The organism is Streptomyces sp. NPDC001880 (assembly GCF_053594575.1).
Map to the genome: position 1 here is coordinate 1 of NZ_JBSFET010000068.1, position 17,755 is coordinate 17,755.

16 protein-coding genes and 1 pseudogene are annotated in these 17,755 nt (G+C 69.6%); 6 read left to right on the plus strand and 11 right to left on the minus strand.

What is annotated here, in order from left to right:
• Window positions 1-914 (minus strand): hypothetical protein (locus tag ACWCQ6_RS27140; RefSeq protein ID WP_451093469.1); only part of this gene is annotated, 914 nt, incomplete at its 3' end.
• Between the two features lie 96 nt (window positions 915-1,010).
• Window positions 1,011-1,319: a hypothetical protein gene (locus ACWCQ6_RS27145; RefSeq protein ID WP_451093471.1), complete on the minus strand. Its 309-nt coding sequence runs from the start codon at window positions 1,317-1,319 to the stop codon at window positions 1,011-1,013.
• A gap of 111 nt (window positions 1,320-1,430) precedes the next feature.
• Between ACWCQ6_RS27145 and ACWCQ6_RS27150 the strand changes: the two genes are divergently transcribed.
• On the plus strand, window positions 1,431-2,333 hold the full coding sequence (locus ACWCQ6_RS27150; protein WP_451093473.1) for an oxygenase MpaB family protein: 903 nt from the start codon (window positions 1,431-1,433) through the stop codon (window positions 2,331-2,333).
• Between the two features lie 24 nt (window positions 2,334-2,357).
• Here ACWCQ6_RS27150 and ACWCQ6_RS27155 read toward each other — a convergent pair.
• From ACWCQ6_RS27155 to tatA, 3 genes and pseudogenes are all read right to left on the minus strand, one after another.
• Window positions 2,358-2,510 (minus strand): annotated as a pseudogene (locus ACWCQ6_RS27155) (SAM-dependent methyltransferase); the annotation flags it as partial.
• Window positions 2,511-2,667: 157 nt separating this feature from the next.
• Window positions 2,668-3,243: a TerD family protein gene (locus ACWCQ6_RS27160; protein ID WP_451093525.1), complete on the minus strand. Its 576-nt coding sequence runs from the start codon at window positions 3,241-3,243 to the stop codon at window positions 2,668-2,670.
• Window positions 3,244-3,395: 152 nt separating this feature from the next.
• Window positions 3,396-3,584, minus strand: coding sequence for a Sec-independent protein translocase subunit TatA (tatA, locus tag ACWCQ6_RS27165; RefSeq protein ID WP_451093475.1), 189 nt, complete (start codon window positions 3,582-3,584; stop codon window positions 3,396-3,398).
• Window positions 3,585-3,774: 190 nt separating this feature from the next.
• On the opposite strand from tatA, the gene ACWCQ6_RS27170 reads away from it, so the two are divergent.
• The gene (locus ACWCQ6_RS27170; protein WP_451093477.1) at window positions 3,775-5,277 is read left to right on the plus strand and encodes an LCP family protein; all 1,503 of its coding nucleotides are present in this window, start codon (window positions 3,775-3,777) and stop codon (window positions 5,275-5,277) included.
• Window positions 5,278-5,305: 28 nt separating this feature from the next.
• Here the strand turns inward: ACWCQ6_RS27170 and ACWCQ6_RS27175 are convergent, their stop codons facing one another.
• The 3 genes from ACWCQ6_RS27175 to ACWCQ6_RS27185 all read right to left on the minus strand — a co-directional run bounded on the left by ACWCQ6_RS27175 (window position 5,306) and on the right by ACWCQ6_RS27185 (window position 8,917).
• The gene (locus ACWCQ6_RS27175; RefSeq protein WP_451093479.1) at window positions 5,306-5,854 is read right to left on the minus strand and encodes a GNAT family N-acetyltransferase; all 549 of its coding nucleotides are present in this window, start codon (window positions 5,852-5,854) and stop codon (window positions 5,306-5,308) included.
• Entirely contained in the window at window positions 5,851-8,445 is a 2,595-nt protein-coding gene (mgtA, locus tag ACWCQ6_RS27180) for a magnesium-translocating P-type ATPase (protein WP_451093527.1), read from the minus strand. The genes ACWCQ6_RS27175 and mgtA overlap by 4 nt, the downstream gene beginning before the upstream one ends.
• Before the next feature lie 106 nt (window positions 8,446-8,551).
• Window positions 8,552-8,917: an ArsR/SmtB family transcription factor gene (locus ACWCQ6_RS27185; protein WP_451093481.1), complete on the minus strand. Its 366-nt coding sequence runs from the start codon at window positions 8,915-8,917 to the stop codon at window positions 8,552-8,554.
• Window positions 8,918-9,098: 181 nt separating this feature from the next.
• Here ACWCQ6_RS27185 and ACWCQ6_RS27190 point away from each other — a divergent pair, with 181 nt between their 5' ends.
• The 4 genes from ACWCQ6_RS27190 to ACWCQ6_RS27205 all read left to right on the plus strand — a co-directional run bounded on the left by ACWCQ6_RS27190 (window position 9,099) and on the right by ACWCQ6_RS27205 (window position 12,622).
• Window positions 9,099-9,512, plus strand: a complete 414-nt coding sequence (locus tag ACWCQ6_RS27190; RefSeq protein ID WP_451093483.1) for a roadblock/LC7 domain-containing protein — start codon at window positions 9,099-9,101, stop codon at window positions 9,510-9,512.
• A gap of 127 nt (window positions 9,513-9,639) precedes the next feature.
• The gene (locus ACWCQ6_RS27195; protein ID WP_451093485.1) at window positions 9,640-10,656 is read left to right on the plus strand and encodes a DUF6397 family protein; all 1,017 of its coding nucleotides are present in this window, start codon (window positions 9,640-9,642) and stop codon (window positions 10,654-10,656) included.
• 112 nt (window positions 10,657-10,768) lie between these two features.
• The gene (locus ACWCQ6_RS27200; protein WP_451093487.1) at window positions 10,769-11,257 is read left to right on the plus strand and encodes an N-acetyltransferase family protein; all 489 of its coding nucleotides are present in this window, start codon (window positions 10,769-10,771) and stop codon (window positions 11,255-11,257) included.
• A 291-nt stretch (window positions 11,258-11,548) separates the two neighbouring features.
• On the plus strand, window positions 11,549-12,622 hold the full coding sequence (locus tag ACWCQ6_RS27205) for an enoyl-CoA hydratase/isomerase family protein (protein WP_451093489.1): 1,074 nt from the start codon (window positions 11,549-11,551) through the stop codon (window positions 12,620-12,622).
• A 67-nt stretch (window positions 12,623-12,689) separates the two neighbouring features.
• Here the strand turns inward: ACWCQ6_RS27205 and ACWCQ6_RS27210 are convergent, their stop codons facing one another.
• The 3 genes from ACWCQ6_RS27210 to ACWCQ6_RS27220 are packed head-to-tail and all read right to left on the minus strand — an operon-like array spanning window position 12,690 to window position 17,732.
• Entirely contained in the window at window positions 12,690-14,153 is a 1,464-nt protein-coding gene (locus ACWCQ6_RS27210; protein WP_451093491.1) for an arabinose isomerase, read from the minus strand.
• 39 nt (window positions 14,154-14,192) lie between these two features.
• Window positions 14,193-15,671 carry a rhamnulokinase gene (locus tag ACWCQ6_RS27215; protein WP_451093493.1) on the minus strand — a complete coding sequence of 493 codons (1,479 nt, stop codon included), beginning with the start codon at window positions 15,669-15,671 and terminating at the stop codon, window positions 14,193-14,195.
• A 15-nt stretch (window positions 15,672-15,686) separates the two neighbouring features.
• Entirely contained in the window at window positions 15,687-17,732 is a 2,046-nt protein-coding gene (locus ACWCQ6_RS27220; RefSeq protein WP_451093495.1) for a bifunctional aldolase/short-chain dehydrogenase, read from the minus strand.
• Window positions 17,733-17,755 lie beyond the last annotated feature (23 nt).

The following is a 17,755-nucleotide window of genomic DNA, read 5'->3' on the forward strand; positions in this document are numbered from 1 at the left end:
CCCGGGAGATCGCGGACCTGCCCGCGGGCAACACCGCCGACCAGCGCCGGCTGACCTGGGCCGTGGACAAGTTCGGCGGCGACATCGCGTACGTCCCGCCGCACACCGGGGTGCACTCCGGAGGGTGCGTCCATGGCCGGAGCCTCGGCGCCGGTGTCGGTTTCGGCTTCGGTATTGGTACCGGCAATGGAGTCGGCTGCGGGCTCGTCGACGGTTTCAGGACCGGTCTCGACATCCCCCTCGACCTCAACCTCTACCTCAGGTTGGGGTCCGGGCCCGGATTCGTCCCCGGCCCCGGGCTCGGCTCCCGGCTCGGCCCCGGTGCCGACAGGGGCCGTTCGAGCCCCGGTGCCGACGGGGTCCTTTCCGACCGGGGTGGTGAAAGCCGTCGCGTCGTCGATCTGCTCGCGCCAAGCGGTCCACTGGTGCGCTATCTCGTCCGCTCCCATACGTCGCTGGGCCGGCCCCCATGCCTCTGTGTCGGGCGGTGCCAGTGGCGCCGGAGAAATGCCCTCGGCCTCCGGGTCCGGTAGTGGATCGTGTGGCGCGGCCACGCCGGGAGCGGCGACCGCCACCGGAAGGGGCCATCCCGGCAGCGCGCAGACCACCGAGCGGTCGTCGGGGGAGAGGTCGTACTCCATGCCGCAGTCCCAGGCCGCGATCGCGACGGCGACCAGCGACACATCCTCGACGACGACGGTCCACCGCGCACCGGTGCCGTCCTGGCCGAGAACCAGCCCGTACCCCTCGGCGTACGGTTCGACGGCGAGCGCCGCACACGCGGCCGGGTAGTCGTCCCCGAGGACGCTGGGGAACTGTGCCGGTGTCAGCAGCACCGCGGTCAGCACATACAGTGAGTCGTCGTCGGCGACTGTGTCGTTCGGCGCGGCCACGGAACCCTCCTCGTCCGTCATCGTTTTCCGTCGGCGCACCTTAACGAGTGAGTAACCCACTAGTCGAGGCCCTGACAAGGGAAGGCATCAGTGCCCTGGGGCGGCGGACGGCACCGCTCAATCGGCGGGGAGACCGAGCAGCGTACGGGCCACTGCCTGCGGCGACTCGTCGCGCTCGCGGGCCAGCGCGATGACTGCCCGGCAGGCCAGCTCGCTTACACCGAAGGACAGGGCCTCGGGCGACACCCAGCCGCTCGCCTCGTCCATCCGCGCCTGATCCTCCTCCACGGACGCCGAGACGAAGGTGGCGGCCGCCTCGAAGAGGTTGTGCTGCTTGCGCCGGTCCTCCTTGGAGGGCGCTGCGGACCGGTCCCCCTTGCGGTCGGGGGTGACGGCCTTACGCAGGCTGCCGATGATGCCGATCATGGGGACCACCTTCCCGAGGAGCTGTGCGTGCATGACGTGCCGGTACCTACTTGCAGTGTTCCCCGCCGCCGTAGAGTTGGACCTTCGGCCGATACAAAGGGGGCAAGTGCGGTGAAGCGGTACGACCGGCTGAACGAAATTCAGCGTCTCGATCCGGAGCGGGACTTCCTTCGAATTTACCGGATCACGGCCACCTACGAGTTCCCCTGGGACATCACCCGTGCTCTCGAACTTGCCCTCTACCGCACCTATGCCGTTCCCAGTATCGGCAGACTCCTCGCACAGACCGCCGAACTGACTGACCGTTCGCAAAAGCGCTACGACGACACCGCTCTGCTCCTCGACACGGTCCTGGAGCACGGTTTCGACAGCGACCCGGGGCGTACGGCCCTGCACCGGATCAACCAGATGCACCGCAGTTACGACATCAGCAATGACGAAATGCGCTATGTCCTGTGTACCTTCGTCGTCACCCCGAAGCGCTGGTTGGACAGCTATGGCTGGCGTCGGCTCTCCGGCCACGAATTGCGGGCCTGCGCCGCCTACTACCGGACCCTGGGCGCACACATGGGCATCAAGGAAATGCCGCGGACGTACGAGGACTTCGAGCGGACCCTCGACACCTACGAGGCCGAACACTTCGGCTGGGACGAAGGCGGACGCCACGTCTCCGACTCCACCCTGGACCTGATGGGTTCCTGGTATCCGGGCCCCCTGGCCCCCGTCGCGCGCAAGGTCGCCCTCGCGCTGCTCGACGATTCCCTGCTGCGGGCCTTCCGGTACGAACGCCCCGGCCCCATGGCCCGCCGTCTCACGCACGGCGCGCTGCGGCTGAGGGCGCGGGCGGTGCGGCTCCTGCCGCCGCGTTCCACCCCGCACTACGCCCGGCAGAACCCGGAGATCAAGGGGTACCCGGACGGTTACGAGGTCTCCGCGCTGGGGACGTTCCCGGTCCCGGGCGTCCGTGGTTGTCCGGTCCCGCGCAACCGGCGCTCCGAGACGCCGGTGGAGTGAGCACGAGGGTGCGGGGCGGGCTGGTCACGGCATCCGTACGGCAAGGGCGAGGAAGCGGTCGTCCTCATAGGTGTACGCATCGAGCCGCCAGCCCGAATGTGCCAGCAGCGGCCGGAGGCTGTTCTCGGCCCGCAGATCGTCGTCCGTGATCCGGCGGCCGTGGCGTGCCCTGTCGGCCGGTTCCCCGCTTGGCACCACGAGGCGGCCGACGGCCCGCGGGCACTCCAAGGTGCGTCCACGAAATCCTGCCCTGCCCGCGCGGACCCCCGACTCCCCGTCACGAAGCAACGGAGGGGCGGAAAGGGCCCGCGCAGTTGCGCTTGGGGCTTCCCCGTCAGACGTTGACGCCGTAGTCGGACGCGATCCCGGCCAGGCCCGAGGCGTATCCCTGGCCGACCGCACGGAACTTCCACTCCGCACCGTGCCGGTACAGCTCGCCGAAGACCATGGCGGTCTCCGTGGAGGCGTCCTCACTGAGGTCGTATCGGGCCAGCTCGACATTGTTGGCGCGGTTCACCACACGGATGAACGCGTTGCGGACCTGGCCGAAGCTCTGCCCGCGGCTCTGCGCGTCGTGGATGGAGACCGGGAAAACGATCTTGGCCACATCCGCCGGCACCGTCGACAGGTCCACATTGATGGACTCGTCGTCGCCCTCACCCTCACCGGTCAGATTGTCGCCGGTGTGCTGAACCGAACCGTCCGGGCTCGTAAGGTTGTTGTAGAAGACGAAGTGAAGGTCGGAAAGGACCTTGCCCGCGTTCGAGCACAGCAACGCGCTCGCGTCCAGGTCGTGGTCCGCGCCCGTCGTCGTGCGTACGTCCCAGCCCAGGCCGACCGTCACTGCGGTCAGGCCGGGTGCCTCCTTCGACAAGGAGACGTTGCCGCCCTTGGCCAGGGTCACACCCATGAAACATCCTCCATTGATCCAGTGGTCCAGCGATTCGGTGAGCGGCGCCGCTTCGGCCGCCACCGGGTCAGCGACGGTGTCGTGACCACGATTCCCATTCTTGCGCAAGCCTTGAAGCGAACGATTGCGAGGCGGCCGTACATTGGTGGGCCCTAGGTGCGTGGGTCGGTATGCGGCTCCTGCGCATCGGTCTCCTTCATGGCCTTCGCCTCACTCTTCAGGATCCGCATGGATTTGCCCAGAGCTCGGGCCGTGTCCGGCAGTTTCTTCGAGCCGAACAGTGCGATCACGACGATCGCCAGGATCAACAGGTGCCAGGGTTCGAGGCCGTTGCGCAACATGTGCGTCCCGCCCTTCCTTTCGGTGCTTTGGCCGGATTCTCCGCTCGGTGTTCGTGGACAGTGCGGCAGGCTGACTATGGGCAGGTCCGATGATCCATTCGAACATCAACACTTGCTACATTGCGCAACTGTACAACCATGGAGAGGCGGAACGCGTCCCCTCATGGAAAACGGACGGACGGGGTGGCCGATGACAGGAAGTCGCAAAGCGGGAGCGGGCAGGGGAGAGGGTGTCCGCCTGCGGCGGACCGCCATGTTCGGGCTGTCGTTCCTCGTCCTGCTGGTCGCCGGTGTCGGGTGGGGCTACCTCAAACTCGGCGGCAGTATCGACACCTTCAGCGCGGACGGGATCTCCGGCGACCGGCCGCCCGGTTCCTCGCAGGGACACAACGTCCTGGTCATCGGATCGGACTCGCGCTCGGGTGGCAACAGCAAACTCGGCGGCGGCACGGGCGCGGTGGGGCGTTCCGACACCGCGTTCCTCCTCCACGTCTACGGGGACCACAAGCATGCCGTCGCCGTGTCCATTCCGCGTGACGCGCTGGTCGACATCCCGGCCTGCAAGGGGCCTGACGGCAAGTGGACGGCGCCCCAGCACGACGTGATGTTCAACGGGGCGTTCTCGGTGGGGGAGACGGCCGAGGGAAACCCGGCCTGCACCCAGAACACCGTCGAGCATCTCACCGGCCTGCGCGTGGACCACACCGTCGTCATCGACTTCGCCGGTTTCTCCGCGCTGACCTCGGCCGTCGGCGGCGTACCGGTGTGCCTGCCCCAGGACGTCTATCAGCGCGACCTCAGCCCGAAGCGGCCCACCCGAGGGGCCATGATCTTCGCCAAGGGCCCGCAGACCGTCTCCGGGCAGCGGGCGCTCGACTACGTCCGGCTGCGGCACGGCATCGGGGACGGATCGGACATAGGGCGTATCAAACGGCAGCAGGCCTTCGTCGCCGCCCTCATGAAGAAGGTCAAGTCCCAGGGGCTGAACCCCACCACACTGCTGCCGCTGGCCAATGCGGCGACGGACGCGATGACCGTCGACCCCGGGCTCGGATCGGCCGACCGGCTGCTGTCGTTCGCCATGTCGATGAAGAACATCGACCTGCACAACACCAAGTTCGTCACGGTCCCCTGGCGTTACGAGGGCGCACGCGTCGCGATCGTCGAACCGGACGCCGACGCGCTCTGGGCCTCACTGAAGGCCGACCGTACGGTCGACGGCCAGGACGCCAGCGGCAAGGGATCGGGCGAGTTCTCGGACAAGGGCGACGGGAAGGGCGGTGGCCCGGCGTCACCCACGGCAGACGTCCCGTTCTCCGGCAAGGAAATCACGGTCGCCGTCTACAACGGGACCACGGTCAGGGGGCTCGCCGCCCGGGCAGCCGAGCTACTGCGCTCCCGGGACTTCACCGTCACCACCACGGCCACGGCGAGCCGCCAGGACCACACCTCGACCGTCATCGAATACGGGCCGGGGCTGCGGAACGAGGCGGAGACCACCGCCCGGCTCTTCGCCGGAGCACGGACGGTGGCGTCCGGCACGGCCGGAATCCAGGTGATCCTGGGCAGTTCCTACGCGCAGAACCCGTCGGCCGATCCAGGGACACCGACCCCCTCCACCGTTCCGTCCGCCGTCGCCGACGAGGCCCGGTCGGCCGACGACGATCCGTGCGCGAACCTTTCGTACGGCTGACCGGCCACCAGGGCCGGGGCAGCGGCTCTCAGCCCGGCGTCCCGGCGGTCCGGAGCTGCAGCACCGGGTGACGGGGCGCCGCGAAGCCGTAGGGCTCGTACAGCGCGGCTCCTTTCTCGGTGGCGTTGAGATTCACCACCGTGCCCCCGGCCTCCTCACGGCACCAGCCGAGCAGGGCGTCGAGGCAGACCCGGGCGTGACCGAGACGGCGTCGGCGGGGGTCGGTGCTGACGTCGGAGACGTGCCCCTGCAGTCCGCTCAGGTTCGCCGAGCCGGGGGCATGTGCGTCGCACGTCCCGACGGCACTGGAGACGACGCCGAGAGCGGGATCGTCGACCAGGAACGCGGCGAACGGACCGGGCTGGTGCAGGCGCTCGGTGAACCAATGGGCGGAGGCCGCCCGCCAGGACGCATCGGGGCCGCCCGTCTCCACTCCCATTTCGGCCGGCATCAGCCCGCGCAGCCGTACCGGCGCGGGCACGTCGTCGGGCGTGGCACGGCGGGCACGCACCAGTTGCCCGCCACCGGCGCCGGTACTGGGGCCGGAGTCCGGACGGTCGGGGCGCGACGGGATCATGGATGGCTCCACTTCTGCCCGTAGCGGGTACGGGCCGCCCGCAAGCCGTACGCGTACAGGGCCAGCACCGTCGCCAGCAACAGGTAATAGAGCTGTGGCAGCGCGCTCATGCCCAGCAACCCGCCGAGCGGGGTGAGCGGCAGCAGCAGGCCGACCACCGCGAGACCGCACGCGGCCACCCGCAACGGACCGCCGCTGCGACCACCGGCGAGGCCTCCGCCGGTGCGCAGGAGCAGCATCACCAACGCCTGGGTGAGCAGGTTCTCGGTGAACCATCCGGAGTGGAAGGCCTCCTGCCCGCCCGACGCCGCGGAACCGTGCAGGGCGAAGGCCAGCACGGCGAACGTCGCCAGGTCGGCGGTGGCGTTCAGCACGCCGAAGCCCGTGATGAAGCGGAGGAAGTCGCGCGGGCGCAGTACCGTCGGCCGGCCCAGCACCTCGGACGCGGGCCGGTCGAAGGCGAAGGCCAGCTGCGCCACGTCGAAGCAGAGGTTCTGCACCAGGACCTGCGCCGGAAGCATCGGCAGGAACGGCAGCATGAGCCCCGCCGCGAGCATCGCGATGACGTTGCCGAGGTTCGAGGAGAGCGTGATCCTCAGATACGTGGCGATGTTCCCGCTGCAGTGCCGGCCCGCGGTGATCGCGTCATCGATGGCGGCCAGGTCCTTCTCGGCGAGCACCACGTCCGCGGTCTCCCGCGCCACGTCGACCGCGTTGCGCGGGCAGATGCCGACGTCCGCCGCGTGCATCGCGGGCAGATCGTTGACCCCGTCACCGAGGAATCCGGTGGTCCGACCGGCGGTGCGCAGTGCGGAGACGATCCGTGCCTTGTGCTCGGGCGTGCAGTGGGCGAAGACCGTGACCCGGTCGGCGGCCGCCGCGAGCGCCCCGTCCGACAGTGCGTCGATCCGCTCCGCCGGCATGACCTCGCCCGGATCGAGGCCGAGGTCCCGGCAGGCACGGGCGACGGTGCCCGGATCGTCCCCGGTGAGTACCTTGACAGTGATGCCCCGGTCCTGCAACGCGTCCAGCGCACCGGCCGCGCTCGGCGTGAGTGCGTCGCGCAGTGCGACGAAGCCGAGGAATGTCAGCCCTTTTTCGTCGGCCTCGGTGCAAGGACGCGGCCGGGCCGGCCGTTCGGTACGGGCCACTGCCAGCAGGCGCAGACCGTTCGCGGTCTCCCGGGCGGCGAGTGCGCTCAGGCGGATCCGTTCGGACTCGTCCAGCGCGCACCGTGCGAGCACCGCGTCGACCGCTCCCTTGGTCACGAGAGTGTGGACGCCGAGCCGCCCGGGGCGGCGGACGACCGCGGTGGCGATGCGGCGCATCGGATCGAACGGCAGCACGGCGACGCAGTCGTACGCAAAGGGCGATTCCTGTTGCTCCTCGGCCGCGTCCAGCACCGCCTCGTCGAGTGCGTCGGGGGCCGGAAGGTCGGCGAGCTCCAGCACGGACAGGGCGTTGACCGCGGCCCAGTGGAGCGCCTCGGGGTCGGACCGGCCCGACGCGTCCAGCGAACGCTCGACGACCGGCCGGTCCTGAGTGAGGGTTCCGGTCTTGTCCACGCACAGCACATCGATGGCACCGAGGTCGTGCAGTGCGGGCAGTCGCTTGACGATGACCCCGTGGTTCCTGGCGAGCAGTGAAGCACCCCTGGCCAGCGCCGTCGTGACGATTACCGGCAGCATTTCCGGAGTCAGCCCGACAGCCACCGCGACGGCGAACGGCAACGTCTCCAGCCCGCGGCCGCGCAGCGCGGCATTGGCCATGAGCACCAGGGGCGGGGTGAGGAGCATGAAGCGGATCAGCGTCCAGGAGATCCCGCGGACCGAACGGTCGAAGGCGCTCGCGCCACGGCGGGCCGAACCGTCGTACGCGGCGGCGAACCTGGTCTTCGCGCCCGTCGCCGTCACCACCGCCGTACCACCTCCGGACGCCACGCTGCTGCCCTGGAAACACAGCTCCGGCCGGGCGAAGAGCGCTTCCTGTTCGCCGCGCGCGGTGTCGGCGGCGCGGGGGCGTGGCGGGGAGTCGACGGGGTGCTTGGGAACCGGCGCGGACTCGCCGGTGAGCGCCGACTGATGAACGGTCAGGCCGCTCGCCCGCAGCAGCCGCAGATCGGCGGGTACGAGATCCCCCGGGCCGAGCCGGATCACATCGCCCGGCACCAGCTCCTCGACCGGCAACTCACGGGCCAGCGGTGCGGCGTCCGGCCCTGACCGGCGCAGTACGGTTGCGGTGGTCGCCACCAGCTCCCGCAGCGCGGCCGTGGAGCGGTCCGCCCGGTGCTCCTCCGCCGAGCGCAACAGACAGCTGACGACCACGAGCACCGATGTCACGGAAGCCGTGCCCCATGATGTCACCGCCGCCGAGACCAGGCCCAGACACAGGAGAACCGAGGTGAAGGGGTCACGCAGACTCCGCAGGAACCGGCGGGGCCAGGAGATCGGACGCCAGGCCGGCAGTGTGTTCTCGCCGAACCTCGTCAGCCGTTCCCCGGCATGCTCCTCCAGCAACCCGCGCGGTCCGCTGTCCAGCGAGCGAAGGACCTGGAGGGAGGTCGGTGCGGCGACCGCGGAGGCGGCAGGCATGTCATCGGGGGCGGCGCCCCGGGCGGCCGACGCGCCCGCCAGCAGCACGACGACGGCGTGCGGGCCAACGGGGTCGGTGCTGCCGGGACCTGCGGCGGCACTGCTCTCAGGCACCGAGCCCACGGAGGCGCGCGCGTTGTGCGGGTGCGTGTCCGGCGCGCTCCGCGAGCTGGCCGACCATCAGCCGGACGACGGTCACCACATCGGGATCATCGACCAGATACACTTGTCGGCGCCCTTCGCGGCGGGACCGTACGAGACCTGCCAGTTTGAGTTTCGTCAGGTGCTGGCTGACCGAGGGAAGCGTGCCGCCCACACGGTCCGCGAGTCCGGTCACATCGCTCTCGCCCTGGGACAGGGCCCACACGATGTGCAGCCGCGCAGGCGTCGCCAGCAGGCCGAAGGCCGCTGCGGCCTCCGCCAGTACCTCGGCGGGCGGATCCTCGAAACCGCCGTCGGCAGCTGTCGACACTCTTGCTCTCCCTGTCCGCGTGGCTCGATTCCTCGCACCCGAAGTACTCAGTGTAGGCGTCGGCCTTCCACGGGGCCGGACCAAGCCACATGACGGAGGAGTGCTTGCCCCTGCGTGACGTGTGCGCAAGGCTTACGGCAACGGGGCACGGGGCAACGCATGAGCGGGGAGGAGCGGGGAAATGGCGCTGGACAGGGGACTCGACTGGCTCCTTGACGATCTCACGAAGAGGGTCGACCACATACGGCACGCCTTGGTGCTGTCGAACGACGGACTGGTGACGGGGGCGAGTACGGGGCTGGCCCGTGAGGACGCCGAGCATCTCGCCGCGGTCTCGTCGGGGCTGCACAGCCTGGCCCGTGGGTCGGGACGCCATTTCCGGGCCGGGAAGGCCCGGCAGACCATGGTGGAGTTCGACGAGGCACTGCTCTTCGTGACGGCGGCGGGGGACGGCAGCTGTCTGTGCGTGCTGAGCGAGGCCGAGGCGGATGTCGGTCAGGTCGCCTATGAGATGACGCTGCTGGTCAACAGGGTCGGTGAGCATCTGGGCGTTGCCGCGCGGCAGGCGGCTGGCGAAGGCGCCGGCCACGCCTGAACCGGGCACGCCTGCTCCGACTCGTGGCTGGTTCGCGCGCGGAAGTTATCCACAGGCCGGACGGGTGGAGGCTCTCCCGGGTTACGGTACTCACAGAGAGTAACTGAATCTCACGGGGGAGAGTGCCATGAGTGTTGCCGAAGACGTGTGTGCGGAGACCGCCGGCGCGAATGGGGCGGGCATGGCCATCGCGGGCACGATGGCGGTGGGCACGGCGGCCCAGGAACTCCAGCTGAAGCGTGGTGAGTTCTCGATCGCCGTGCATCTGGGACTGATCCGCCTGATGCGACAGGACGGCGGAAGGCCGAGGGTCGGCTGCGCGGAGGTCGACCGGCTCCGGTCACTGGACGGGTTCCCGGAGGCATTGCGGGACCGGGTGCGCGCGGTCGGGACGGCAGAGGGAGCTCAGCAACTCGGAATCAGCCCGGACCGCTTCACCAAGCTCGCCCGTGCGGGATGTCTCACGCCGATCACGTTCTACCTCAACCGGTACCGGGCGATCGTCTGGCTCTATCTCGCCGACGAGCTCACAGGGTTCGCCGCCAGGGAACCCCGGCTCCTGGCGGGCAGGAGTCCGGCCTGGCTGCGTGGCCGCTTGGAGAGCGGCGCCGACTGCCGGGCACGCAACTGGCGCTCGCGCCGGGTCGAACGGCTGCTGAGCCTCACGGAGGATCCCTGGGCCCGCGTGGCTGTGCTCGCGGACACGCTGGATCCGGTGCAGTTGGCGGAGGTGGTCGACGATCCGTACGAACGCGCATACCTCGCCAGGATCAGGCCCGAGTCGGCCTTCGGACCGACTGGGCCGCCATTGGCGCGAGAGACCATGGCCCACCTGATGCAGGCCGACGAACCGGACGAGATGCTGTGGCGGCGGGTGAGCCTGATCGCCGAGTTGGACAACGCCCGGGAGGTCCGGTCGGCCCCGCGTCCGGGCGGTGAATGGCGCATCATTCCGCACCGGGGCAACGCGTACGCACCCGAGCCGGATCCTCGCGCTGAGGCCGAATCCGTTTCGGCCGAGGCATTCGTCCCGAGCCCGGCGCCTGCGCTTGGGCTGCTGGCCCGGATCGGTCTGCACAGGCGCACATCCAGGGGTGGGGGCCATCGGCGATCCGGGCCGGGGCGCGCGCCGTCCGACGCCTGACGACGGGGGCGCCGCAGGCCTCGGACGAGGGGTGACCGCCCGACCGAGGTCCAACTCGCGGCCGGACAAAAAGAACTCGCGCAGGAAGACCGGCACCGGCATTCTGTCTCCCATGCTGATCAGGGAAGCCACCACCGAGGACTGGCCCGCCATCTGGCCGTTCTTCCACGAAATCGTTGCCGCGGGCGAGACCTATACCTACCCCCTTGATCTGAGCGAGGAGAATGCCCGCTCCTGGTGGCTCCTCGAGTCGCCCAACCGTACGGTCGTCGCGGTCGACGGCGACGGGGCGATCGTCGGCACGGCCAAGATGAACAACAACCACATGGGCAACGGCTCGCACATCGCCAGCGCCAGTTACATGGTCGATCCCAAGCACGCTGGGCAGGGTGTCGGCCGGACTCTGTGCGAGTACACCCTGGAATGGGCGCGCGCGTCGGGGTTCAGGGCGATGCAGTTCAACGCGGTGGTGGAGACGAACGTCCATGCCGTAAAGCTCTACCGCTCGCTCGGTTTCGAGGTCCTTGGAACTCTGCCGGAAGGGTTCAACCATCCGGAACACGGGTTTGTCGGGGTGCACATCATGCACTGCCGTCTTTGACAACGCGTCCGCAGGCTGCTCCGCAGGCCCCTTGTGCCGACCGCGCCGGCGGCGGCCGTTCTGCGCCACCGCCCGCGCGGTCCTCCGGGCGAGACCGCGGGAGCGGTCCTGCACGGAAAGGCGGACCTGCCGCACGGGCTCCGGCAGCACCTCCAGGGTGAGGACCGCGCCGCCTTCCGTGTACAGCAGGACCCCTGATGTCCCGGCACGGACCCCGCCCCGGAGAATGGCAGCGGAAGATCGTCCGCGATCGGCGGTCGATACGGCACAGGGGCTGACCGGAGCGCATTCATGAACCACGAAGATCCCGTTCTGCTGCACACCGAGGGTCGTGTCCGGCACATCACCCTCAACCGCCCACGTGCCCTGAACGCGCTGAACCACGCCATGGTGGCCCGCGTCGCCGAAGCACTCGCCGACGCCGAGCTCGACGACTCCGTCACCGCGGTCCTGATCACCGGGGCAGGCGAGCGGGGTCTCTGCGCGGGCGGCGACATCCGGTCGATCTACGAGGACGCCCGGGCCGGCGGCTCCACGTCGATCGACTTCTGGCGCGACGAATACCGGCTCAATGCCAGCATCGCCCGATTCGCCAAGCCCTACGTCGCGATCATGGACGGCATCGTGATGGGCGGCGGTGTCGGCGTCTCGGCCCACGGCGACATCCGTGTCGTCACCGAACGCTCGCGCGTCGCCATGCCCGAGACCGGGATCGGCTTCGTCCCCGACGTCGGTGGCACATATCTGCTCGCGGCGGCACCCGGTGAGCTCGGCACCCATCTGGCGCTCACCGCGGACGCCGTCGGCGCGGGCGACGCGCTGCTGTGCGGGCTCGCCGACCACTTCGTACCGTCGCAGCGCCTGGCCGAACTCACTGCGGCCCTCGCCGGATGCGACACGGCTGCCGATGTCGAGGAGACGGTCCGGCGGCACGCCGCACCCGCGCCGGACGGTGAACTGGCCGCGCACCGTGAGTGGATCGACTCCTGCTACCGGGCAGACTCGGTCGAGGAGATCGTCGACCGCCTCGACGGCATCGGCGTCCCCGCCGCCAAGCAGGCCGCCGAAACCATCCTCACCAAGTCGCCCACCGCGCTCAAGGTGACCCTGTCCGCGCTGCGCAGGGCACGTGGGCTCGGCAGCCTGGAGGCGGTGCTCGACCAGGAGTACCGGACCTCGTGCACCGCCTTCACCGGGCCCGACCTGGTGGAAGGCGTACGCGCCCAGATCATCGACAAGGACCGCAACCCGAGGTGGAACCCGGCGACCCTCGCCGAGGTCACCGAGGCGGACGTGGCACGCTTCTTCGCTCCGTTGGGCGACCGCGAACTCGGCCTGGCCGCCGTTCTCGGGACGACGGCCTGAGACGGACGCCGACGCATTCGACAGGCCGAGAACGGATCGCGGCGGATCAAGGAGACCGCCTGGGGAATCAGAGGTCGTTCGGCCCGTCGACCGTGCGGAACGGAACGCCGAGCAGGTCGGCCGCGGCTTTGAGGTCCTTGGCGCGATGGCCCGTGCACAGCGTCCAGTGGTGACCGATGCCGGTCGCGGACCAGGCATCGGTCCACTCGCCGGGGTCGAAGCCGAAGTCGACCCGGGAGGTGGTGTTGCCGATCTCCAGCAACGGCCCCGGTACGACCTCGCCCTCGGAGGCGATGAAGGTGAAGGTGCCGTCGGCCTCCTGCCCGATGCCGAACGTCGTGACCGGGCCGTGTCTGACGTCGAACTCCACGCTCACGCCCCAGCCGCGTTTGCCGTGGTAGACGCCCAGCCCGCGCAGCAGCGGATCCTTGGCGCTGATGGCCAGGTGGGCCGGGCCGTCGTGGCCCATCTCGACGACCCGGTCACGGAAATTGAGGGCCTGGAGTTCGGTGAAGGAGCCACCGGCGCCGATGGTGTCGGCGATCAGCATGGCGAGGCTGGTGCGCAGTTCGTACTCACCGGCCATCGGAATGCCGCGCGCGGTCAGCAGCGACGCGCCGAGGATCATGCCGGCGCCGAGCCGCTCGTGGACTTCGCCTTCCAGGCCGCGGTGGTAGTAGGCGAGAGTGTCGAGCCCGAAGTCCTCGACGAGCCGGTCCAGTCCGACCGAAACCCGCGCCGCCCAGGCGAGATCGTCCTCGTCGACGGAGTCGTCGAGGGCGAAGACCGTGCGTGCGAGTGCGACGCGTTCGCAGGCTGCCTCGTCGGTCACGGAGGCGACCCGGACCCGCAGGTCGTCGAATTCCAGGACTTCGACATGGCCACCGAACTGGGTCGAGACCAGCGTCATGTCGGTGGAGACGTCGAGCATGCCGGGGTAGAGGTGGCCCATCAGACCGTGCCGGCCGTGACGCATCGCGGCGCGCACCTGAGCGGCACGGATCCAGCGGCGGATCCGATGCCAGGCGTTCTCGTCGCGCAGATGGCCCGACACGGAGCGGAAGGGGATGCCGCTGCGCCGGAACACATTGGCGACCTCGGGCAGCGGACACTGACCGCAGTACGCCAGCCACTTGCCCGTGTCGGTGTCCGGATGGTCCATCGCCTCGGTCGGCTGGAGGTCGATGGCCAGCACCGGAGCATGCGCGCGCTGCGCGATCGGCAGCACCATCGAGGCTGTGAGATACGTCGTCAGAAACGTCACGACGATGTCGCAGTCAGCCGTCCGCAGCCGTTCCGCGGCCTTTGCCGCCTCCTGCGGATCGGAGATGAAACCGGTGTTGACGACCTCGCAGCCCATCTCCTCGAACCGCCCGGTCACAAAGCGGGCCGACTCCCGCAGCCGGTCGAGCAGACCGGGGAACTGCGGCCAGTACGCACCGAGGCCGCCGGACACCAGACCGACACGGGTACGACGGCGAGCGGTGCGGGTGAGCACACCGTCGAGTGCGGCGGGCGAGACATCAGTCATGAGTTTCCTTCTTTCGGTTCCGTCGAGGGCCGAATGGACTCAAACCTGTTCCAGCCGCGCGGCGGCCCGGTCCCAGGCCCGCCGGTCGCCCTGCGGCGTGTAATGGCGCAACTCCTGTGTCCGTGCCACGAGTTGTCGCATGTCCATGAGGTCGCCCACCAGACCTCGGGCACGAGCCTGCACCAGGATGTTGCCGAGCGCGGTCGCCTCGGCCGGACCGGCCGTGACGGGAAGCCCCATGGCATCCGCTGTCCACTGGCACAGGAGCTCGTTGCGCGAACCCCCGCCGACCATATGGACCCGGGTCACGTCCCGACCCGAGATACCGGCCGCCTCCCGCAGCGTCCTGCGATGGGCCAGAGCCAGGCTCTCCAGCACACACCGCACATAGCCACCGGGGCTTTCGGGCGGCACCTGTCCGGTCCTCACAAGACGGGCGTCGATACGCGACGGCATGTCACCCGGGGTGAGGAACACCCCGTCGTCGGGATCGATCAGCGCCGCGAACGGCCGGGCACGGGCCGCCTCCGCGAGCAGGACGGCCAGCCCCGGATCCTCGCCCTGCCGGTCCCAGGTCCGCCGGCACTCCTCCAGCAGCCACATCCCCATGATGTTGCGGAGATAGCGGACGGTGCCGTCCACCCCGCGTTCATTGGTGAAGTTCGCCGCGCGCGACTCCTCCGTCAGCACCGGAGCCGGCAGCTCAAGCCCGGCCAATGACCACGTACCGCAGGACACATAGGCGAAACCGGACTCGGTCGCCGGCACCGCCGCGACTGCCGAAGCGGTGTCGTGCGAGGCGACGGCCGTCATCGACGTGTCGGTCGGCAGACCCGTGTACTCGGCGACGTGCGGCAGCAGCGTCCCCGCCGGATCACCCGGCTCACGCAACGGCGGGAACAGGGAACGCTCCAGACCAAGCCGGCCGATCAGCGCATCGGACCAACCGCCGGCCGACGCGTCGAACAGACCGGTCGTCGACACATTGGTGACCTCCGCGCCCACCACGCCGGTCAGCCAGTGCGTCAGCAGATCCGGGATCAGCAGCAACGTCCGTGCCGCACCCCACTGGGCACTGGCACGGTGCGCGGCAAGCTGGAACACGGTATTGAACGGCAGATGCTGCAAGCCGCTCACGGCATACAGTTCCTGCGCCCCGCACACGGCCAGCACCTGCTCGGCCGCCCTGCCGTTCCGGCTGTCCCGGTAGTGGAACGGCAGCCCGAGCAGCGCCCCGTCCGCATCGAGAAGGCCGTAGTCGACCGCCCACGTGTCGATCCCGATCGATGCGATCGGACCGCCGCGCGCAGCGGCCCGCAGACCTTCCAGGATCCCCTGGTACAACGCGAGTACGTCCCACCGCAGTCCGTCCGGCAACCGGACCGGCGTATTGGCGAATCGGTGCGCCTCGGTCAGTTCGAGCCTCCCGGGCCCGGCCAGGCCGTTGATCACCCGGCCGCTGGTGGCACCGAGGTCCACGGCGGCGAAGGCCGCGTCGCTGCGTGACGTCACAGACATCGACATCTCATCCGGTCATCGAAGGAAGGCCGCGGCCACACCGGCGTCGACGGGAACATGAAGCCCGGTCGTGTGCGTGAGGTCCCCGCCGGTAAGCGCGAACACGGCATTGGCCACATGCTCCGGCAGCACCTCGCGCTTGAGCAGGGTGCGCTGAGCGTAGAACTCGCCGAGCTGCTCCTCCTCGATGCCGTACGTCGCCGCACGCTGGGCGCCCCAGCCGCCCGCGAAGATCCCCGAACCGCGTACCACCCCATCGGGGTTGACTCCGTTGACCCGGATCCCGTGCTCGGCCAGCTCCGCGGCCAGCAGCCGCACCTGGTGGGACTGGTCGGCCTTGGTGGCCGAGTAGGCGATGTTGTTCGGACCCGCGAACACGGCGTTCTTCGAGGCGATGTAGACGATGTCGCCACCGAGGTTCTGCGTCCGCATCATCCGGGCGGCCTCGCGTGAGACCAGGAACGAGCCGCGCGCCATGATGTCGTGTTGGAGATCCCAGTCGCGAGCCGTCGTCTCCAGCAGTGGTTTCGAGATGGAGATCCCGGCATTGTTCACAACCAGATCAACACCGCCGAACGCCAGCGCACCGACCCGGAACGCCTCGACGATCTGCTCCTCGCTGGTCACATCGGCCGTCACGGAGACCGCCCTGTCGAAGCCGCCGAGCTGCTGCGCCACCGAGGTGGCGCTCTCCCCGTCGATGTCCGCGACGACGACACACGCCCCCTCCGCGACCAGCCGGTGCGCGATGGCCCTGCCGATGCCGGACCCCGCGCCCGTGACCAGAGCCACTCGGGTGGCCAGCGGCTTCGCCTTCGGCATCCGGCGCAGCTTGGCCTCCTCCAGCTCCCAGTACTCGATCCGGAACTTCTCGGACTCCTCGATCGGTGTGTACGAGGAGACCGCCTCGGCACCGCGCATCACATTGATGGCGTTGAGGTAGAACTCCCCGGCGACCCGGGCCGTCTGCTTGTCCTTGCCGAAGGAGAACATGCCGACCCCGGGCACCAGCACGATCGCCGGATCTGCACCGCGCATCGCGGGAGAGCCGGGGCCGGCATGCCGCTCGTAGTACGCGCGATACGCCTCCCGGTACTCCCCGTGCAGCTCCTTGAGGCGCTCCGCCGCCTCGTCCAGCGGGGCCTCCGCGGGCAGGTCGAGCACCAGCGGACTGACCTTCGTACGAAGGAAGTGGTCCGGGCACGAGGTACCCAGAGCGGCGAGCCGGGGGTGTTCGGTGCGGGCGAGGAAGTCCAGCACCGGCTCCGTATCGGTGAAGTGGCCCACCTGAGGGCGGTCGGTGGAGGCCAGACCGCGGATCAGCGGGGCGAGTGCGGCCGCACGCTCCCGGCGCCGTTCCCCGGGGAGCGGCTCGCGGCCCGCCCAGGTGGGGCCGAAGGGTTCGGCCCTGCCCCGTTCCTGGAGGAAGGTCTCGGCGGTGCGGATCATCCAGAGGGCGTTGTGCTCGCACTCCTCGGACGTCTCGCCCCAGGCCGTGATGCCATGGCCGCCGAGGATCACCCCCACGGCCTGGGGGTTGGCCTCCTTGACCGCGGCGATGTCCAGACCGAGCTGGAATCCCGGCCTGCGCCAGCCCACCCAGGCAACCTTGTCACCGAAACACTCCGAGGTCAGCTTCTCGCCGTCGGCGGCGCACGCCAGCGCGATCCCCGAGTCCGGATGCAGATGGTCGATGTGAGCGGCATCGACCAGGGCGTGCATCGCCGTGTCGATGGACGGTGCCGCACCGCCCTTGCCGTGCAGGCAGTAGTCGAAGGCCGACACCATCTCGTCCTCGCGCTCCACCCCCGGATACACGTCCCTGAGAGCACGCACCCGGTCCAGCCGCAGCACGGCGAGGCCGGCCTCGGTCAATGTGCCGAGGTCACCACCGGACCCCTTGACCCACAGCAGTTCGGTGCCGCCACCGGTGACCGGGTCGGTGCCGGTGGCCTTGACCGATGTGTTCCCACCGGCGTAGTTGGTGTTCCGGGGGTCGGAGCCGATCCGGTGGGCGCGTTCCAGGAGTGCGGCGACTTCGCGGTGCGTCGCGGAGGTCATGGGCTTCCTTCGTGGTCGGGGTC

Bases quoted from the DNA above. Each gene is read 5' to 3' on its own strand.
- ACWCQ6_RS27145 (WP_451093471.1), bottom strand. From the start codon at position 1,319: ATGATCGGCATCATCGGCAGCCTGCGTAAGGCCGTCACCCCCGACCGC.
- ACWCQ6_RS27160 (WP_451093525.1), bottom strand. From the start codon at position 3,243: ATGGGTGTGACCCTGGCCAAGGGCGGCAACGTCTCCTTGTCGAAGGAG.
- tatA (WP_451093475.1), bottom strand. From the start codon at position 3,584: ATGTTGCGCAACGGCCTCGAACCCTGGCACCTGTTGATCCTGGCGATC.
- ACWCQ6_RS27170 (WP_451093477.1), top strand. From the start codon at position 3,775: ATGACAGGAAGTCGCAAAGCGGGAGCGGGCAGGGGAGAGGGTGTCCGC.
- ACWCQ6_RS27175 (WP_451093479.1), bottom strand. From the start codon at position 5,854: ATGATCCCGTCGCGCCCCGACCGTCCGGACTCCGGCCCCAGTACCGGC.
- mgtA (WP_451093527.1), bottom strand. From the start codon at position 8,445: ATGCCTGCCGCCTCCGCGGTCGCCGCACCGACCTCCCTCCAGGTCCTT.
- ACWCQ6_RS27190 (WP_451093483.1), top strand. From the start codon at position 9,099: ATGGCGCTGGACAGGGGACTCGACTGGCTCCTTGACGATCTCACGAAG.
- ACWCQ6_RS27195 (WP_451093485.1), top strand. From the start codon at position 9,640: ATGAGTGTTGCCGAAGACGTGTGTGCGGAGACCGCCGGCGCGAATGGG.
- ACWCQ6_RS27200 (WP_451093487.1), top strand. From the start codon at position 10,769: ATGCTGATCAGGGAAGCCACCACCGAGGACTGGCCCGCCATCTGGCCG.
- ACWCQ6_RS27205 (WP_451093489.1), top strand. From the start codon at position 11,549: ATGAACCACGAAGATCCCGTTCTGCTGCACACCGAGGGTCGTGTCCGG.
- ACWCQ6_RS27210 (WP_451093491.1), bottom strand. From the start codon at position 14,153: ATGACTGATGTCTCGCCCGCCGCACTCGACGGTGTGCTCACCCGCACC.
- ACWCQ6_RS27215 (WP_451093493.1), bottom strand. From the start codon at position 15,671: ATGTCTGTGACGTCACGCAGCGACGCGGCCTTCGCCGCCGTGGACCTC.
- ACWCQ6_RS27220 (WP_451093495.1), bottom strand. From the start codon at position 17,732: ATGACCTCCGCGACGCACCGCGAAGTCGCCGCACTCCTGGAACGCGCC.